The organism is Amycolatopsis sp. FDAARGOS 1241 (assembly GCF_016889705.1).
Classification (GTDB): Bacteria; Actinomycetota; Actinomycetes; order Mycobacteriales; family Pseudonocardiaceae; genus Amycolatopsis.
Genome location: NZ_CP069526.1, coordinates 32,835 through 48,798 on the forward strand (window position 1 = coordinate 32,835; position 15,964 = coordinate 48,798).

The 15,964-nt window shown below is 70.3% G+C and carries 10 protein-coding genes; 3 read left to right on the forward strand and 7 right to left on the reverse strand.

Features of this window, described 5'->3' with window-relative positions; all coding sequences use genetic code 11:
- The first annotated feature begins 21 nt into the window (after window positions 1-21).
- Both I6J71_RS00195 and I6J71_RS00200 read left to right on the forward strand, forming a co-directional pair.
- Entirely contained in the window at window positions 22-1,344 is a 1,323-nt protein-coding gene (locus I6J71_RS00195; RefSeq protein ID WP_204096780.1) for an MFS transporter, read from the forward strand.
- Complete coding sequence (locus tag I6J71_RS00200) at window positions 1,341-3,137, forward strand: GAF domain-containing protein (protein WP_204092858.1); 1,797 nt, start codon at window positions 1,341-1,343, stop codon at window positions 3,135-3,137. Before I6J71_RS00195 ends, I6J71_RS00200 begins: the two co-directional genes overlap by 4 nt.
- Here I6J71_RS00200 and I6J71_RS00205 read toward each other — a convergent pair.
- The 7 genes from I6J71_RS00205 to I6J71_RS00235 all read right to left on the reverse strand — a co-directional run bounded on the left by I6J71_RS00205 (window position 3,121) and on the right by I6J71_RS00235 (window position 12,990).
- On the reverse strand, window positions 3,121-4,152 hold the full coding sequence (locus I6J71_RS00205) for a HoxN/HupN/NixA family nickel/cobalt transporter (protein WP_204096781.1): 1,032 nt from the start codon (window positions 4,150-4,152) through the stop codon (window positions 3,121-3,123). The genes I6J71_RS00200 and I6J71_RS00205 overlap by 17 nt on opposite strands.
- Window positions 4,153-4,566: 414 nt before the next feature.
- Window positions 4,567-5,496 (reverse strand): N-acetylmuramic acid 6-phosphate etherase, encoded by a 930-nt coding sequence (murQ, locus tag I6J71_RS00210; RefSeq protein WP_204092859.1) that lies wholly within the window; start codon window positions 5,494-5,496, stop codon window positions 4,567-4,569.
- A gap of 17 nt (window positions 5,497-5,513) precedes the next feature.
- Window positions 5,514-6,515 (reverse strand): MurR/RpiR family transcriptional regulator, encoded by a 1,002-nt coding sequence (locus tag I6J71_RS00215; RefSeq protein ID WP_370542066.1) that lies wholly within the window; start codon window positions 6,513-6,515, stop codon window positions 5,514-5,516.
- Window positions 6,516-6,726: 211 nt separating this feature from the next.
- Entirely contained in the window at window positions 6,727-8,490 is a 1,764-nt protein-coding gene (locus I6J71_RS00220; protein ID WP_204092860.1) for a serine hydrolase domain-containing protein, read from the reverse strand.
- A gap of 11 nt (window positions 8,491-8,501) precedes the next feature.
- Window positions 8,502-9,767 (reverse strand): exo-beta-N-acetylmuramidase NamZ domain-containing protein, encoded by a 1,266-nt coding sequence (locus I6J71_RS00225; protein ID WP_204092861.1) that lies wholly within the window; start codon window positions 9,765-9,767, stop codon window positions 8,502-8,504.
- On the reverse strand, window positions 9,764-11,587 hold the full coding sequence (locus I6J71_RS00230; protein WP_204092862.1) for a glycoside hydrolase family 3 protein: 1,824 nt from the start codon (window positions 11,585-11,587) through the stop codon (window positions 9,764-9,766). The genes I6J71_RS00225 and I6J71_RS00230 overlap by 4 nt, the downstream gene beginning before the upstream one ends.
- A 557-nt stretch (window positions 11,588-12,144) precedes the next feature.
- On the reverse strand, window positions 12,145-12,990 hold the full coding sequence (locus tag I6J71_RS00235) for an HAD family phosphatase (protein WP_204092863.1): 846 nt from the start codon (window positions 12,988-12,990) through the stop codon (window positions 12,145-12,147).
- Between the two features lie 1,904 nt (window positions 12,991-14,894).
- Between I6J71_RS00235 and ssd the strand changes: the two genes are divergently transcribed.
- Window positions 14,895-15,959, forward strand: coding sequence for a septum site-determining protein Ssd (gene ssd / locus I6J71_RS00240; protein ID WP_204092864.1), 1,065 nt, complete (start codon window positions 14,895-14,897; stop codon window positions 15,957-15,959).
- Window positions 15,960-15,964: the final 5 nt, after the last annotated feature.

A 15,964-nucleotide genomic window follows, 5' to 3' on the forward strand; every position in this document is an offset into this window, starting at 1 on the left:
GTGGAGTCCGAAGTGGACAACGTGACGACCGCGCCGAGGTCCGGGCTGCTCCGGGTCGTCGGCGCCAGCCTGATCGGCACCACCGTGGAGTGGTACGACTTCTTCCTCTACACCTCGGCCGCCGCGCTGGTGTTCAACAAGCTGTTCTTCCCGACGGCCGACCCGCTCACCGGGACCCTGCTCGCGCTGCTGACCTACGCCGTCGGCTTCCTGGCGCGGCCCGTCGGCGGGCTCGTGTTCGGGCACTTCGGCGACCGCATCGGGCGCAAGCGCCTGCTCGTGGTGAGCCTGGTGATGATGGGCGGTTCGACGTTCCTCATGGGCGCGCTGCCCACGTACGGTGCGGTCGGCGTGCTCGCGCCGATCCTGCTCACGCTGCTGCGGCTCGTGCAGGGTTTCGCGCTCGGCGGCGAGTGGGGCGGCGCCGTGCTGCTGGTTTCGGAGCACGGTGACGACCGGCGGCGCGGGTTCTGGGCCTCGTGGCCGCAGACCGGCGTGCCCGCGGGGAACCTGCTGGCCACGGCCGTGCTCGCGATCCTCGCCGCCGTGCAGTCCGACGCGACGTTCACCTCGTGGGGCTGGCGGATCCCGTTCCTGCTCTCGGGTGTGCTCGTGGCGATCGGCCTGTGGGTGCGGCTGGCCGTGGCCGAGTCGCCGGTGTTCGTGGCCGCGAAGGCCGCTGCCGGCGAACAGGAGCACGCGCCGATCGTCGACGTGTTCCGCGGGCACCTGCGCGGCCTGGTCGTGACGTTCGGCGCGCGGCTGGCGGAGAACGTGTCGTACTACGTGATCACCGCGTTCATCCTCGTGTACGTGACCACGGGCCTCGGCATGCCGAAGGCGACCGGGCTGACGGCCGTGCTCGTGGCGTCGGCCGTGCACCTCGTGACGATCCCGCTGTGGGGCCTGCTGTCGGACCGGGTCGGGCGCAAGCCGGTGTACCTGTTCGGCGTGATCGGGATGGCCGCGTGGGCGTTCGGCTTCTTCTGGCTGCTGGACCTGCGCACGACGGGCGCGGTGATCGGGGCGGCGACCATCGGGCTCGTGGTGCACGGCGCGATGTACGGGCCGCAGGCCGCGTTCTTCGCCGAGCAGTTCCCGACGCGCGTGCGCTACACCGGCCTGTCGGTCGGCGGGCAGCTGTCGTCCATCGCGGCGGGCGCGATCGCGCCGATCATCGCCGTGGCGCTGTTCCAGGCGTACCACACCACGGTGCCGGTCTCGGTCTACGTCGCCGCTATGTGCGTGCTGTCGCTGCTGGCTCTGCTCGGCGCCCGCGAAACGCGGGGCGAGTCGCTGCACGACGTCCCGGCTGACGCGGGGCGGTCTTCAGTGACAGCATGACCTGCGTGGACGCCAACCGCCGGCTGCTCGAGCTGCTCGCCACCGGGGCGAGCAGCGAGCAGCTGGCGCACGCCGCCCGCGCGGCCGGCGGCGACGCGGCCGAGCTCGCGCTGCGCATCCGCGAGACGCTCACCGAGCACCAGCGGCGTGAAGCCGAGCTCACCGCGCTGTTCGACACCGCGAGCGACCTCGCGCGGCTGCGGGACCCGGACGCCGTGCTGCGGTCGATCGTGCGGCGGGCCCGCACGCTGCTCGGCGTGGACGTGTCGTACCTGAGCCTCAACGACGAAGCCGCCGGCAAGACCTACATCCGCGTGACCGACGGCTCGGTTTCGGCGCTGTTCCAGCAGATCGTGCTCGGCATGGGTGAGGGGCTGGGCGGGCTCGTGGCCCAGACGGCGCGCCCGTACGCGACCGCGGACTACTTCGCCGACGCACGTTTCCGGCACACGGCCCCGATCGACACGGGCGTGCTCGAGGAAGGGCTCACGGCGATCCTCGGTGTGCCGCTGGCCATCGGCGGCAAGGTGCTCGGCGTGCTCTACGCGTCGGACCGTTCGCCGCGCGAGTTCTCGACGGCGGAGGTCGCGCTGCTTTCGTCGCTGGCCAACCACGCGGCGATCGCGCTCGACAACGCGCACCTGCTCGACGAGACGCGGCAGTCGGCGGCCGAGCTGAACGCCGCGAACGCGACCATGCGCCGCGCCGACGAAGCGCACGACCGGCTCATGGACCTCGTGCTGCGCGGCGGTGATCTGCCGGAAGTCGCCGCGGAGGTGGCCGGCGTGCTGCGCGGGGAGATCGCCGTGCACGACCCTTCGGGTGAGCTGCTGGCGGGCTCCCCGCTCTCGTTCGACGGGCCCGCTGTGGCGTCTTCGCGCACAAGCGGGCGAGCGGAGTCCACGGAGGACACCTGGGTGTGCGCGGTGCAGGCGGGCCAGGAACTGCTGGGGAGTCTCACGCTCGCCGGCCGGCCCGAGCTCGCGGGCGCCGACCGCCGGCTGTTCGAACGCGCGGCCGTGGTGACGGCACTGCTGCTGATGCTGCGGCGGTCCGTCGCGCAGGCCGAGGACGAGGTGCGCGGCGAGCTGCTCACCGATCTGCTGACCGCGCCGGCGCGCAACCCGGCGTCGCTGACGGCCCGTGCGCGACGGCTGGGGGTCGACCTGGCGGCCCCGCACGTGGTGCTGGTCGCCCACGCGCCGGGCACGTCCCGGCGGGCACTGGCGTCGGCGTGCGCGCGGTTCGGTGACCTGGTGGGCGTGCACGCGGAGCAGGTCGTGGCGCTGGCGCCACCGGGCGTCGCGGCCGCGAAGGTGGCGAGTGAGCTCCGGTCCGTTGTGGACTGTCCGGTGACCGTCGGTGCTGCCGGGCCCGCGACGGGTCCCGCCGCGTTGGCCGACGCGTACAGCGAGGCCGTGCGCTGTGTCAGCACGCTGCTGGCGCTCGGCCGTGCAGGCGACGGCGCGGCGATGGCCGAGCTGGGGTTCCTCGGCGTGCTGCTCGGCCGCCACGCCGACTTGCCGGCCTACGTCCGCGCGACGCTCGGCCCGGTGCTGGACTACGACGCCCGCCGCGGCACGGACCTCGCCGGCACGCTGCGCGCGTACTTCGCGACCGGCGGGAACCTGGCGCGAGCCAAGGACGTGCTGCACGTCCACGTGAACACGGTGGTGCAGCGGCTCGACCGCGTTTCGGCACTACTGGGCGACGACTGGCGCGACCCTGGCCGCGCGCTGGAGATCCAGCTCGCGCTGCGGCTGGCCGAACTCGGCCCTACTCAGCCGGGCTGAGCCGCGCCGACCACTTCTCCTCGATGCGCCCGAAGCGCCAGACGGCGAGCGCGACCAGCCACGTCACGATGAACAACCCGACGATCCCGAAGCCGACGTAGTCGAGGTTGATGTCCGCGATCGCCGCCAACGGACCGTTCGTGATGTCCAGTTTCTCCGCGAGGATCGACACGAGCTCGATCGTGCCGATCAGCAGCGCGACGGCCACGGACAGCGCTGTGACGGTGATGTTGTAGTAGATCTTGCGGATCGGCCGTGCGAACGCCCAGCCGTAGGCGAAGTTCATGAACACACCGTCGGCGGCGTCGAACAGGCTCATGCCGGCTGCGAAGAGCACCGGCAGTACGAGGATCGCGTACCAGGGCAGAGCGAACGCGGCGGCGCCGGCGGCGAGCACGAGCAGGCCGATCTCCGTCGCGGTGTCGAAGCCGAGTCCGAAGAGGACACCCACGGGGTAGATGTGCCAAGGCTTGCGCACGGCTTTCGTCGCGCCGCGCAGCAGCCGGTTCATCAGGCCGCGGTTGTCAAGGTGGCGTTCCAGGGACTCCTCGTCCAGCTCCCCTCGGCGCATCCGCGCGAAGACCCGGCTGATCCCGACGAGCACGACGAGGTTCATGATCGCGATGAGGTAGAGAAAAACGCCCGAGACGGACGTGCCGATCAGGTCCGTCGTCTCGTGCAGGGTGGACGAGTTGTCCTCGAGCTGGCCGGCCACCGCGCGCACGCCCAGCGACAGCAACAGGCACAACCCGAACACGATCGTCGAATGCCCCAGGGAGAACCAGAACCCGACCGAGAGGGGCCGCGTGCCGTCGGCCATCAGCTTGCGCGTGGTGTTGTCGATCGCGGCGATGTGGTCGGCGTCGAACGCGTGCCGCATGCCCAGCGTGAACGCCGTGACCCCCAGCCCGATGCCGAACGCGCCCGACGCGCCGAGGTTGTAGTGGTGCGGCGCGATGAACAGCACCAGCACGCCCCAGCCGAGCAAGTTCAGCAGCAGGATCACCGCCGCCATCCCGGAGATCGACCCCCACTCGCGCCTCGACAGCGGCTGCCTTGCCTGCCCGCTGCGGGTGTGCGGTGCGGAGCCCCCGGCCATGCGAACCCGCCTTCTCTCGTGCAACACCTGAGAGAGTAAGCAGGTGAAAAGATGAACCGCAATACTCGAAGGTTCACAACGCGATCCCCTCACCACACGAGGTGAGGGGGCCCTTCGTCGGATTCCGGCACACGCCACCGCGAGATCGAGAGGTCTACATCCCTTGCCACAGCGCGAGATCGCGCCGGTTTCTGGACTGAGCGATGTGCTCGGCCCCGGCCGAGCACATCGTGAGGGAAGAAACCGGGTCAACGCGATCTCGCCGCCCTGGCGGAGCCGACGCAGACAACACCGTGATCTCGCGGCCCCGGCGAAGCCGGGGCAGACAATTCAGCCGGCGCGTAAGTGCAGGGAGTCCAGCGCCTTGCGGACGTGGCCGCTGTTGGCTTCCAGTGCGGCCGCCGCGTGCTCGACGTCGGAGCCGGACAGCAGGTGCACCAGCGCCACCTTGAGGTCGCCGCCGGCGTCGGTGAGCGCGTCGGAGCACTCGGCCATGGTCAGTCCCGTGGCTTCCTGCAGGATCCGGATCGTGCGGCCGCGCAGTTTCGCGTTGGTCGCTCGCATGCTGACCATCAGGTTCGAGTACGTCTTGCCCAGCTTGATCATCGTGGCCGTGGAGAACGCCGTGAGGATCAGTTTCTGCGCCGTGCCCGCCTTCATCCGGGTCGAGCCGGCGATCACCTCGGGGCCGGTGGCCACGGCGATCAGCACGTCGACGCCGGCCGGCTTGGCCGCGCGGGGGTTGGCCGAGACCAGCCCCGTGTGCGCACCGAGGCGGCTCGACGCCTCGAGGGCGCCGAGCACGAACGGCGTGCGCCCGGACGCGGCGAGACCGAGCACGAAGTCACCCGGACGGACGGCCGCGGACAGTTCGGCCGCGCCCGCTTCGTCGTCGTCCTCCGCGTTCTCGACCGCCTGGCGCAGGGCCTTCTCCCCACCGGCGTGGTGCGCGACGAACCAGTCCGCCGGCACGTTGAACGTCGGCACGAGCTCGGCCGCGTCCAGTGTGGCCAGCCGGCCCGAGGTGCCCGCCCCCACGTAGTGCACGCGGCCGCCGTCCCGCAGGGCTTCGACGGCGTAGTCCACCGCGCGCGCCAGCTGTGGCAGCACCGCGGCCACCGCGTCGGGCACCCGGCGGTCCTCGGCGTTGATCGAGCTGAGGATCCCCATGGTCGACATCAGGTCGATGTCCACCGTGCGGGGGTTGCGCTGCTCGGTCGGCGAATCGACGTGCACCGCCTGGCAGGGGACGGTCATCATGCGCCTCGTTTCTGAGTTCACTTACCGGTTTCCCGCGGACGGCGGCGACCGTCGGGCCTGACCCCGAGCCGGTGCGAGCCGACCGCGTCCCTCGTCGCGTCCAGGGCGCTGACGGACTCGTCCATGTGCCGCTGCGCGACCCCGATGAACAGGCAGTCGATGACGGTGAGCTGGGCGATGCGACTCGCGGTCGCGCCCGAGCGGAAGGTGGTCTCGCGCGCCGCCGTGGTGAGCACGTGGTCGGCGACCTCGGTGATCGGCGAGCGCGGGAAGTTCGTGACCGCGACGGTGATGGCGCCGTGCTCGCGAGCGACCCGCAGGGCCTCGACGGTGTCGGTGGTCGCGCCGGTGTGGGAGACACCGATCGCGATGTCGCCGGGGCTCAGCACCGCGGCCGAGGTGAGCATGATGTGCGTGTCGGACCACGAGAAGCTCACGCGACCGATGCGGTGCAGCTTCTGCTGCAGGTCGGCGGCCACGAAGGCGCTCGCGCCTACGCCGTACACGTCCACGCGGCCGGCCTCGGCCACGAGGTCGATCACGCGCTGCAGCTCCGCCACGTCGAGCTGGTCGGCGGTTTCCTCGACGGCCCGCGCGTCGGCGAAGCTGACTTTGCCGATCACGGCGGCCAGGTCGTCCTCGGGGCCGATCTCGCCACCCAGGTTGCGGGTGGTTCTGGCTTCGGTGCGGGCGGTGTCCGCGGCCAGCGCGATGCGTAGCTGCGGGTACCCGCCGACGCCGACGGCCTTGCAGAACCGCGTGACCGTCGTCTCGCTGGTGTTCGCGGCGAGAGCGACCTCGGTGATGCTGCGCCGCGCGACGGACGCCGGGTCGTCCAGCACGACCTTCGCGACCCGCTGTTCCGCGCGGGCGAGACCCGGCAGGAGCGACCGGATGCGGACCAACGGGCTCGCGTCGGCGTCACGCACAGTGGTCTGAGCTGCGGAATCTCCGGACGGTGCCGGGATGGTCACGGAATCGGCATCGTCGACCGTCGGAAAGTTACTAACCGTTGGCATTTGCGACAAGGCTACCCACATCCTTCGGCAGGATCGCAACCCGTCCGTGTCTGCGGACTTCGATTTGCGATTAATCGTTGACCAGAAAGTCGCTAACCAGGTCGCGGGTGTTAACGAGCTCAAGCTAACGACTTGGCAACTTAGTGGCGCCCCGCAAAAGGCTTCGGATCGCTGAGTGGGAGGTTCAGTTCGGCGCTGCGCGACAGCGCGGTCACCGGTTGCTCAACTTCCACCCGATCGCGGTGAGTGCCGACGGGTTCCGCTCACCATCGAGAACTGTCCGGCCGCGTTCGGTGACTTTCACACCGTCTAGAGAAACTCCGCGCCCGGTGTAATTCGGATCGGTGCTGTAACGCCAGCGGAGGCTCGTAACGCCGCCGGCCGGCACGTCGGCCGTCACCCGCCACCAGGCGCGGTGCCCGTGGCCTGAGAGCGAAGTCACCTCTCCCGGCGGCGCGCCCGGTCCCGTCGCGTGCACGGCCACTGGTTGCCAATTGACGCCGTCGGAGGACGATTCCAGCTGAAGTGGATCAGATGGTCCCTCGGTGTCCACGAAAGCGTAGAAGGAGACCTGCAGGGCACCATCGGACCGCGGTGTCAAGGGCTGCGTACTCAGCGTAGCCGTGGACTTGTCGCCGAGGTCCGAGTACCAGGCATCGCGGCCGATTTTGGGCCGGACGGCCATCGCCTGAGCCAGTGAAGAGGCCCAGACCTGGCGCGCGGTGTTGATGGACCCCCAATTCCGGGTGGGGTGCACTCGGTTGGACAGCAACAGCGCGAACGAGCGCGACTCCGGGTCGATGACCAGCGTCGTGCCCGTGAAGCCGGTGTGGCCCGCTGTGACGGGCGAGGAGAGCGCGCCCATGTACCAGGGCTGGTCGAGCTCGAAGCCGAGGCCGTGGGAGTCGTCGGGGAACTGCTGGTTGTAGTTCGTCAGCATCTGCTCGACGGTGTCCGGCCTCAGGATGCGGTGGCCGCGGTAGGTGCCGCCGTTGAGGATCGTCTGGCAGAGGATCGCCAGGTCGCTCGCGGTGGAGAACACGCCGGCGTGCCCGGCGACGCCGCCGAGCGACCACGCGTTCTCGTCGTGCACCTGGCCGCGCACGAGCCCGCGCGGTGGGTTGCTTTCGTACTCGGTCGCGGCGATGCGGTCCAGCTTCGAGGCCGGCGGGTTGTAACCCGTGTCGACCATGCCGAGCGGCGCGGTGATGCGGTCGTGCACCACCTTGTCGAGCGTCTGCCCGGTGAGCTTCTCGATGACGAAGCCGAGCGTGAGCATGTTGAGGTCGGAGTACAGGTACGTCGTGCCCGGTGGGTTCTTCAGCGGGCTGTCGAGCACGGCCTTGCGGCGCGCCGGAATGTCCGGGTAGCCCTCCCAGAGCGACGGTGCCGGGTCGGCGTCGAAGCCGGACGTGTGCGTGAGCAGCTGCTCGATCGTCACGTCCTGCTTGCCGTTCACGGCGAACTCGGGCAGGTAGCCGACCACGGGCGCGGAGACGTCGAGCTTGCCCTGGTCGACCAGCTGCAGTGCGGCGATCGAGGTGAACAGCTTCGAGATCGACGCCAGGTCGAAGATGGTGTCGTTGCGCATCGGCACCTGCTGCTCGGGCGGCAGCTCGGTGCCCGCTGCGTCGGCGTAGCGCACGGCGCCGCCCACGGCGTAGCGGTCGACGACCACACCGTCGTGCGCGAGCAGGCCGACGGCGCCGGAGAAGTGCGGGTGACCGCTTGCGTCGGGCTGTGTCCAGCTCGCCAGGAACTGCTCGGCGCCGCGGATCGGGCCCGGGTCGAGCCCGACGTCCGCCGGTTCGCCCTCGCGCAACGTCGTCGACGGCGGCGCGAACCCGTGCCGGGGCACGTCGAAGCGCCCGGCGAGCGGATCGTGCTGCGTGGTGGCGATGGCGGAGGCTCCTGCGGTGGTCGAGGCCGCGACGAGCACGGCGATCGTCGCGACGAGCACCTTCCTAGCACGCATGACCGGTCTCCTCAGCGGTAGATCAGGTAGGGCCGGCGTCTGCGGTCGAACGAGGCGAGCTCGGCGCGCCAGGCGCCGGTGACCTCGTTGACCCCGGCGCCGGCGTCGATGGAGGTGCGTAGCCGGTCGGATCCGGAGAGCAGGTCGATGGCGTGGTCGGGCCGCCAGCCGAAGGTGGCGGGGGCGATCTGCTTGGCCGTGACGAGCATGGCCACGGCCGTGGTGATGGCGTCGAAGGACCGCGGGTCGGTCACCGTCAGCTCGACGCCGCCGCAGGTCTCGTTGACGAACTTGCTGAACGTCGGCACGAAGTAGGTCTCGCGGAACTTCACTCCGGGCAGGTCGAGCGCTTCGAGCTTGTCGCGCCAGTGCCAGTCGACGCCCGGTGCGCCGATGATCTCGAACGGGCGCGTGGTGCCGCGGCCCTCGGCGAAGAGCGTGCCTTCGAACAGGCAGGTGCCGGGGTAGACGAGCGCGGTGTCGAACGTCGGCATGTTCGGGCTCGGCATGATCCAGTCGAGGCCGGTGGCGGGGAAGAGCACGTCGCGCCGCCAGCCGCGGACCTCGACGACTTCGAGCTTGTCGAGCTTCACGCCTTCTTCGGGCAGGAACTCGGCGGCGTACAGGCGGGCCAGCTCGCCCACGGTCATGCCGTGCTGCTGCGCGATCGGCTTGCGGCCGACGCCGGACGCGAACTTGGGGTCCAGCACCGGCCCGGCGGCGCGGCCACCGATCGGGTTCGGGCGGTCGAGGACCACGAACGCCGCACCGACCTCGGCCGCGGCGACCATCGCGGTGTAGAGCGACCAGATGTAGGTGTAGAAGCGGGCGCCGACGTCGGCGATGTCGAAGACGACCGTGTCGAGCCCGGCCTTGGTGAACAGGCCGGCGAGCTTCGTCGCGTCGGCGCCGTACGCGTCGTACACGGGGATGCCGGTGCGCGGGTCGGTGTAGTCGCCTTCGGACCCGCCGGCCTGCGCGCTGCCGCGGAAGCCGTGCTCGGGGCCGAACGCCGCCACGGGCCGGACCCCGGCGGCGACCATCGAATCGACGATGTGGTCACCGTTCGCGAGCACGCCCGTCGGGTTGGAGAGGACGCCGAGCTTGCGGCCGGCGAGCGGCCGCCACTGCTGGGCGGCGAGCTGCTCGGCGCCGGTGAGCACTTCGCTCTCCAACGGGTTCTGCGCGGGCGCGGCCTGAGCGACGGCCGAGCCGCCCGCGAGCACCGGTACCGCGAGCGCGGGGACGGCGAGGAACTTCCTGCGGTTTACGGTCACCAGCTCAGTCCATGTCCGAAGGGGTACTTGACGGTGTTCACGTCGGCGCCGGCCGGGACGTCGACCGGAAGCTTGCCGCTCGGGGCCGTCTCACCGAGCACGACCTTCGCGAGCGCCTCCAGTGAAGGCGTGATGTAGCCGTAGGTCGCGAGCCACGTCGGCACGGGGTTGGCGTATCCGGCGTCGTACGGGATCTGCGCGGCGACGGCGACCACGGGCTTGCCGGTGGCCATCAGCGCCTGCAACAGCTTGGTCTGCAAGGGAAAACCACCGATGTTGTTCGTGAGCACCACGACCAGGTCGGTCTTCGCGGCGGCCGCGGCGGCCTGTGCGATGGCCGCGTCGGACGGAGTCTGGCCCGTCTGCAGCGCGGTCGCCTTCGTGCCGTGGGCGGTGAGGCGGTCGGCGAGCGTCTGCGTCGAGGCCACGCCCCAGCCCGTGACGAGCGCGGCGGCGGGCTTCTCCTTGAACGGCAGCACTCCGGCGTCGTTGGCGATGGCGGTGATCGACCGGTCGGCGATGCCCTGCGCGGTGGCCAGGTGCGCCGGCGTACCGACCTTCTTCGCGACCAGCGCCGGGTTGTCGAACGGCGAAGTGAGGATGCCGCGCTTGAGCTTCAGCTTGAGCACGCGCAGCACGCTCTCGTCGATCCGCTGCATCGGCAGGTCGCCGGACTTCACGGCGTTGATCACGGAGCTGACCGCGACGTCGAGGTGCACCGGCATGAGCAGCTGGTCGACGCCCGCTTTCAAGGCCAGCACGGGGATTTCGGCGTCGCTGTGCAGCTCGCGCACGCCCTGCATCTCCAGGGAGTCGGTGATCACCACGCCGTGGTAGCCCAGTTCGTCGCGCAGCTTGCCGGTGATGATCGGCTTCGACAGCGTGGCCGGCTCACCCGACGGGTCGAGGCTGGGGAACTGGATGTGTGCGCTCATGATCGAGTCGATGCCGGCGGCGATCGCGGCCTTGAACGGCGGTACGTCGATCTTGCGCCAGTCGGCCTCGCTGCGGTCGATGCGCGGCAGGCCAGTGTGGCTGTCGGTGGCCGCATCGCCGTGTCCCGGGAAGTGTTTCGCCGTGGAGGAAACGGTTTCGAACGGCAGCCCGGAGTCCTGGTAGCCCTTGACCTCCGCCGTCACGAACTGGCTCGCCAGGCCCGGCTGGCCGGCGAACGAGCGGACGCCGATCACCGGGTTGGCCGGGTTGGAGTTCACGTCGGAGTCGGGGGCGAAGTCCTGGTTGATCCCGACGGCGCGCAGCTCGTGGCCGATGATCGTGGCGGCCTGCGTCGCCGCGTCGGTGCTGCGGCCGGCGGCGATCGCCATCGAGTTCGGGAACTCCGTGGCCGGCGCGCCCATGCGGGTGACCGTGCCGCCCTCCTGGTCGGTGCCGATCTGCAGCGGGATGTGCGCGCCGCTCGTGATGGCGGCCTGCTGGAGACCGTTGGACAGCTTGGCGACCTGGGTGGGGTCGTCGAAGTTGTCGCGGGTGTCGTTGTTGAAGTAGATGACGCCGCCGAGGTGGTACTTGCGGATCACCTGAGCGGCGGTGTCGACGCCGAAATCGGCCTGGTTCTTGGGGTTCACCTCGTCGGCGGACTTGCCGTTGACCCAGGTGACGAAGAGCTGGCCGACTTTCTCCTCGAGCGTCATGCCGTGGAGCGCCCGCTGGGCGGCCGCGTCGGTGGCGGTCACGGCCGGGGCCGCCGGGGTGCTGCCGGACGCGGTCGCGCCGAGCCCGGCGACGGCGAGCAGCCCCGCGAGGGGAACGGCGAGCGCATGGATCCTCCGCGGGCGCGTGCGCGCGAGTCGGTTCGTCACGTAAGGCCTCCCAGTGTCGTGCGCCGCCGGTGGTGAGAAGTCCACTGGGCGGCGCCGGTATCGGGAAGCTACTCACCGGCTCGAGCGTTGTCCATCGGCCGTGCGCAGGAACGTGGGGGGTCACCTGGGATTTCTTGGTGAAAGACGCAGCTCGGTGAAACGCTGGCGGCGCCCGTCGGCCGAAGCCGGCGGGCGCCGCCTGCAAGCGCGGAACATCTCGGGCGACCAAGCGTGCAACTCTGGTCGTACCTTCATGGACTCGGCGTCCGGCGTCCCGGTACGCAGTCCCTAGACGACGAGCCTCCCGCGGCGTGCTGCGCGTGGGTACCCGGAGTCCGCGCACGGAGGTCGCCCGGGGTGGTAGAGGCTTCTCTTCTACCTCTGCCCTGGCCGGCTCGACGTCCGCACCTACTTTCTACGCCGTGAGCACGGTCACTTCAAGACCGTGGACGGGTGCACCGGCAAAAGAAGCTCGATCCGGTGAGTCAAGTACCCTGAGCAACCGCCGATTCGGCTCTGTGCTTGAGAAAACCGGCCCGGTACCGCCGTGTGGGTGCTCAGCTCGGCGGGGTTCGGAACCGTCGGCGACGACTCAGGCTGTACCACGTCGCGCCCGCCGCGACGGCGCCCACGCCGAGGGCCACCATGCCGGCCGAGCGAGCGGGGATTCGGCCGCGCAACGACATCGGGCGCTCGAACGCGAGGATCGGCCAGCCGCGCTCGCCGGCCTCGCGGCGCAAGAGCTTGTCGGGGTTGACGGCGTGCGGGTGACCGACGACCTCCAGCAGCGGGATGTCCGTGCTCGAATCGGTGTAGGCGTAGCACTCGGCGAGGTCGTACCCGTGCGTCGCGGCGAGCTGCTTCGCGGCGACGGCCTTGTTGTCGCCGTAGCAGTAGAAGTCGACTTCGCCGGTGTAGCGGCCGTCGGCGATCTCCATGCGCGTCGCGACGCACCGGGTCGCGCCGAGCATTGCGGCCACGGGCGCGGCGACCTCCTCGCCGGTCGCGGAGAGGATCACGACGTCGTGGCCGTCGGCGAGGTGGCGCCCGATGAGATCGGTGGCCTCGACGTACACGAGCGGGTCCACCACGTCGTGCAGTGTTTCCCGCACGATCGCCGAAACCTGCGCGACATCCCAGCCGGCGCAGAGCTTCGAGACCTCGGCGCGCATGCGTTCGGTCTTGTCGGCGTCGGCGCCCGCGAGGGAGAACACGAGTTGTGCGTACGCGCTACGCAATGCGGCCCGCCGGTTGATCAGCCCTTCTCTGAGCAATGGTTTGCTGAACGCCAGAGCGCTGGAAGAAGCGATGATCGTCTTGTCGAGATCGAAGAACGCGGCGACAGCTCGCCGGGGTTCCCCGGGGACGGATTCGCGCGGCGGTGCGCTGCTGGGTTCGGGCACGTGATCAGGATAGGAGAACTCCCGAGCCCCTTCGCGCGTTGATCGAACACCGGCGCGCCCGCCCGGCGGAAAATCCATGACAGGACTGGGCATCCGGCTTTGGATGCCGTTATCGAATCGTAGGTGTCGCTCACAGCGCCAACCGGTGCCCGGCGGAGTTAAGGTGTGTGGACCCGGTGTCCAACCGGGCCGGTTCAGTCCGACCCCCCGGGGCTGAACCCACGGCGGCCCTCGTCCCTCCCCCCTGGCGAGGGCCGCCCTCTTTTGTGCGGGCTCAGTATTTTTTTCCGCCGCGGCCCCGGATCTCCGGGAGCTCTTCCGTCGGAATTTCGCCGAATCCGGAATTCTCGGCTCCGTTTTGCGGCGCTGGGGCCGCGCATTGTGCCGCATCCGCTCCTCCACGCGCGCTTGGTGGCGGGTTTCGAGCGCGAGTTGTCCACAAGCCCCGAGTTGTCCACAGGCCGCCACATCGCCCATTGCTGCGACCCGCCGGCCCCAGAGACCGTGGAACCACACCCGGCGTGCTTCACCCGGGTTCCACCAAGGGGAGACCCATGCGATGCACACACCCACTCCTGCTCTCGGTCCACTTCGGCCGGTTCCCGCGGGCGAGCCGGATGAAATCACGCGCTTACATGCGACCGCCGGCTCGGGGCTCAATGCTCCTGCGTGCCACCGCCCGATTTCGTTGTCAAGGGAACCGTCCGCTTACCTTCCACCGCCGCGGCGCGGCATGAATGGACTCGTTCAGCCTTGGCCCGGTTTCGCCGGCCGAACCCGAAGAAAACCGTCCGCTTACACACCGGCGCACGGCTTCTCTCCGAATGACCGTCCTGTCAGAAGCCGGTTCGCCCCAGGGAAGACCTCTGAGAACCCGTCTCACCCTGTGTTCGACGAAGGGCCTCGGCAAAGCACCGAATCTCCGACCCGCCTGCACGCTGCCGAACCTGCACTGCTGAACGAATCGACCCGCTCGACCGGGTTTGGCCTGGGACGAGGAGACCGGTGAGGGCGGTCCGCCGACTTGTCGGCAACGCCACGCTCGACGAATTGCCCGAGTCGGCGCCAAGCGGATTCTCCGCCGCAGGCCGAGGTCATCAACCGCGCCGCTGAATCCGCGCTGGTGAACCAAGCGACCCGCTCGACGCCAACCGCGTTCTGCCTCGGGAAGGGGAGCTGTGAGAACCGAACGTCGACCTGTCGCCAGGACCACGCTCGATGAGTGGCCTCGGCGCCGACCGGGTTTCTCGGCCGTGAGCCGAGCCCGAAGAGCGCCTGTGTCGCCCGCAGGCTGCCAAACCCGTACTGCTGACCGCAACAACTTGCTCAACGCCGACCGTGTTCTATCTGGGAAGGGGAGATCTGTGAGGACCGAACGTCGACTTGTGGCCGGCGCCACGCTCGATGAGTGGCTTCGGCGCCAGCCGGGTTTCTCGGCCGCGAGCCGAGGCCGATGAGCGTGCCTCACTCGCACGCCGCTGAATCCGCGCTGCTGACCACAACGACCTGCTCGACGCCGACCGTGTTCTGCCCGGGGAGGGGGAGATCTTTGAGAACCGAACGTCGTCCTGCCGCCGGGGCCAGTGTCGATGAGTGGCTTCGGCGCCAGCCGGGTTTCTCGGCCCCGAGCCGAGGCCGATGAGCGTGCTTCCCCACACGTTGCCGAACCCGCATTGTTCACCAAAACGACCCGCTTGACGCCGACCACGTTCCGCCCGGAGGGGAGAACCGAACGTCGTCCTGTCGCCGGCGCCACGCTCGATGAGTGGCCTCGGCGCCGACCGGGTTTCTTGCCTGCTGGCCGAGTCCGATGAGCCTGCCTCGCCCGCACGCCGCCAAACCCGTACTGCTGACCACAACGACCCGCTCGACACCGACCGGGTCCCGCCACTGGGGAGAGCCAGATGAAAAACGCCCGCCCGCTTGTCATCGCCGCCGAGGGCGCCGTGCTCGACGAGGTCTTGCGTGTCGCCGCCGTGGCGGGGTGCGAGCTCGATCGCGCGCCCGACCTCGCGGCCGCCCGGTCGCGCTGGAGCCGCGCCCCGCTCGTCGTGATCGAGGAGGACTGCGCCGACGACCACGTGGCCATGCCGCGCCGCGACGGTGTTTTCGTGGTGTGCAAGGGCTCCGCGGACGTGGCGGTCTGGCGCCGGGCCGTCTCCGTCGGGGCGCGGCGCGTCTTCTGCCTCCCCGAAGACGAGTCCGAGTTGACCGTCGCGTTCGCAGATGTCACCGACGCCCCCGCCGATTCGCCCGGCCCGGTGATCGCCGTCGTCGGCGGGCGCGGGGGTGCCGGCGCCTCCGTGCTGGCGGCCGCGCTCGCCGTCGAAGCCGACCTCACCGCCCCGGCTCTGCTCATCGACTGCGACCCCCTCGGCGGCGGCCTGGATCTGCCCCTGGGCCTGGAAAACACTCCCGGGCACCGCTGGCCGGACGTCCGCCTTTCGGGTCGCGTCTCCCTCCCGTCGCTGATCGACGCCCTGCCCCACCGCGGCACCCTGCCCGTGCTGTCCTGCGGCCGCACCGCCGCCGGCCCCGCGCCGCGCGCCCTGACGGCTGTCGTGTCCGCTGCCCGCCGCGCCGGTCGGGTCGTCGTCTGCGATCTGCCCCGCCACCTCGACGAGGGCGCACTCGCCGTCGCGGAGCTCGCCGACCTCGTCGCGCTGGTCGTGCCGATCGAGTTCCGCGCCTGTATGGCCGCCAAACAGGTCCTCCACCACCTCACCGCCCACACCGACCGCCTCGGCATCGTCGCAAGTGGACATCCGCGCGCCGCCGCGCCACCGTCCCGCACCGCAGCCCTCCTGGGCCCGCCGCTGCTCGCCACCCTGGCCCCCGAGCGCCGCGTCGCCGCGACCCTCGAAACCGGCGAGTTCGACATCCCGCCCAAGGGCTCCCTGGCCACCACGGCCCGCGCCCTCCTCGCCGAGGCCCGGCCCAAGCCGGCTCACCTCGCTTCAGCCGCCTGATCCGT

Excerpts from the sequence above, each read along its gene's own strand:
- I6J71_RS00205 (WP_204096781.1), bottom strand. The coding sequence starts at position 4,152 with ATGGCGGCGGTGATCCTGCTGCTGAACTTGCTCGGCTGGGGCGTGCTG.
- I6J71_RS00220 (WP_204092860.1), bottom strand. The coding sequence starts at position 8,490 with ATGCGTGCTAGGAAGGTGCTCGTCGCGACGATCGCCGTGCTCGTCGCG.
- murQ (WP_204092859.1), bottom strand. The coding sequence starts at position 5,496 with ATGATGACCGTCCCCTGCCAGGCGGTGCACGTCGATTCGCCGACCGAG.
- I6J71_RS00200 (WP_204092858.1), top strand. The coding sequence starts at position 1,341 with ATGACCTGCGTGGACGCCAACCGCCGGCTGCTCGAGCTGCTCGCCACC.
- I6J71_RS00215 (WP_370542066.1), bottom strand. The coding sequence starts at position 6,515 with ATGCCAACGGTTAGTAACTTTCCGACGGTCGACGATGCCGATTCCGTG.
- ssd (WP_204092864.1), top strand. The coding sequence starts at position 14,895 with ATGAAAAACGCCCGCCCGCTTGTCATCGCCGCCGAGGGCGCCGTGCTC.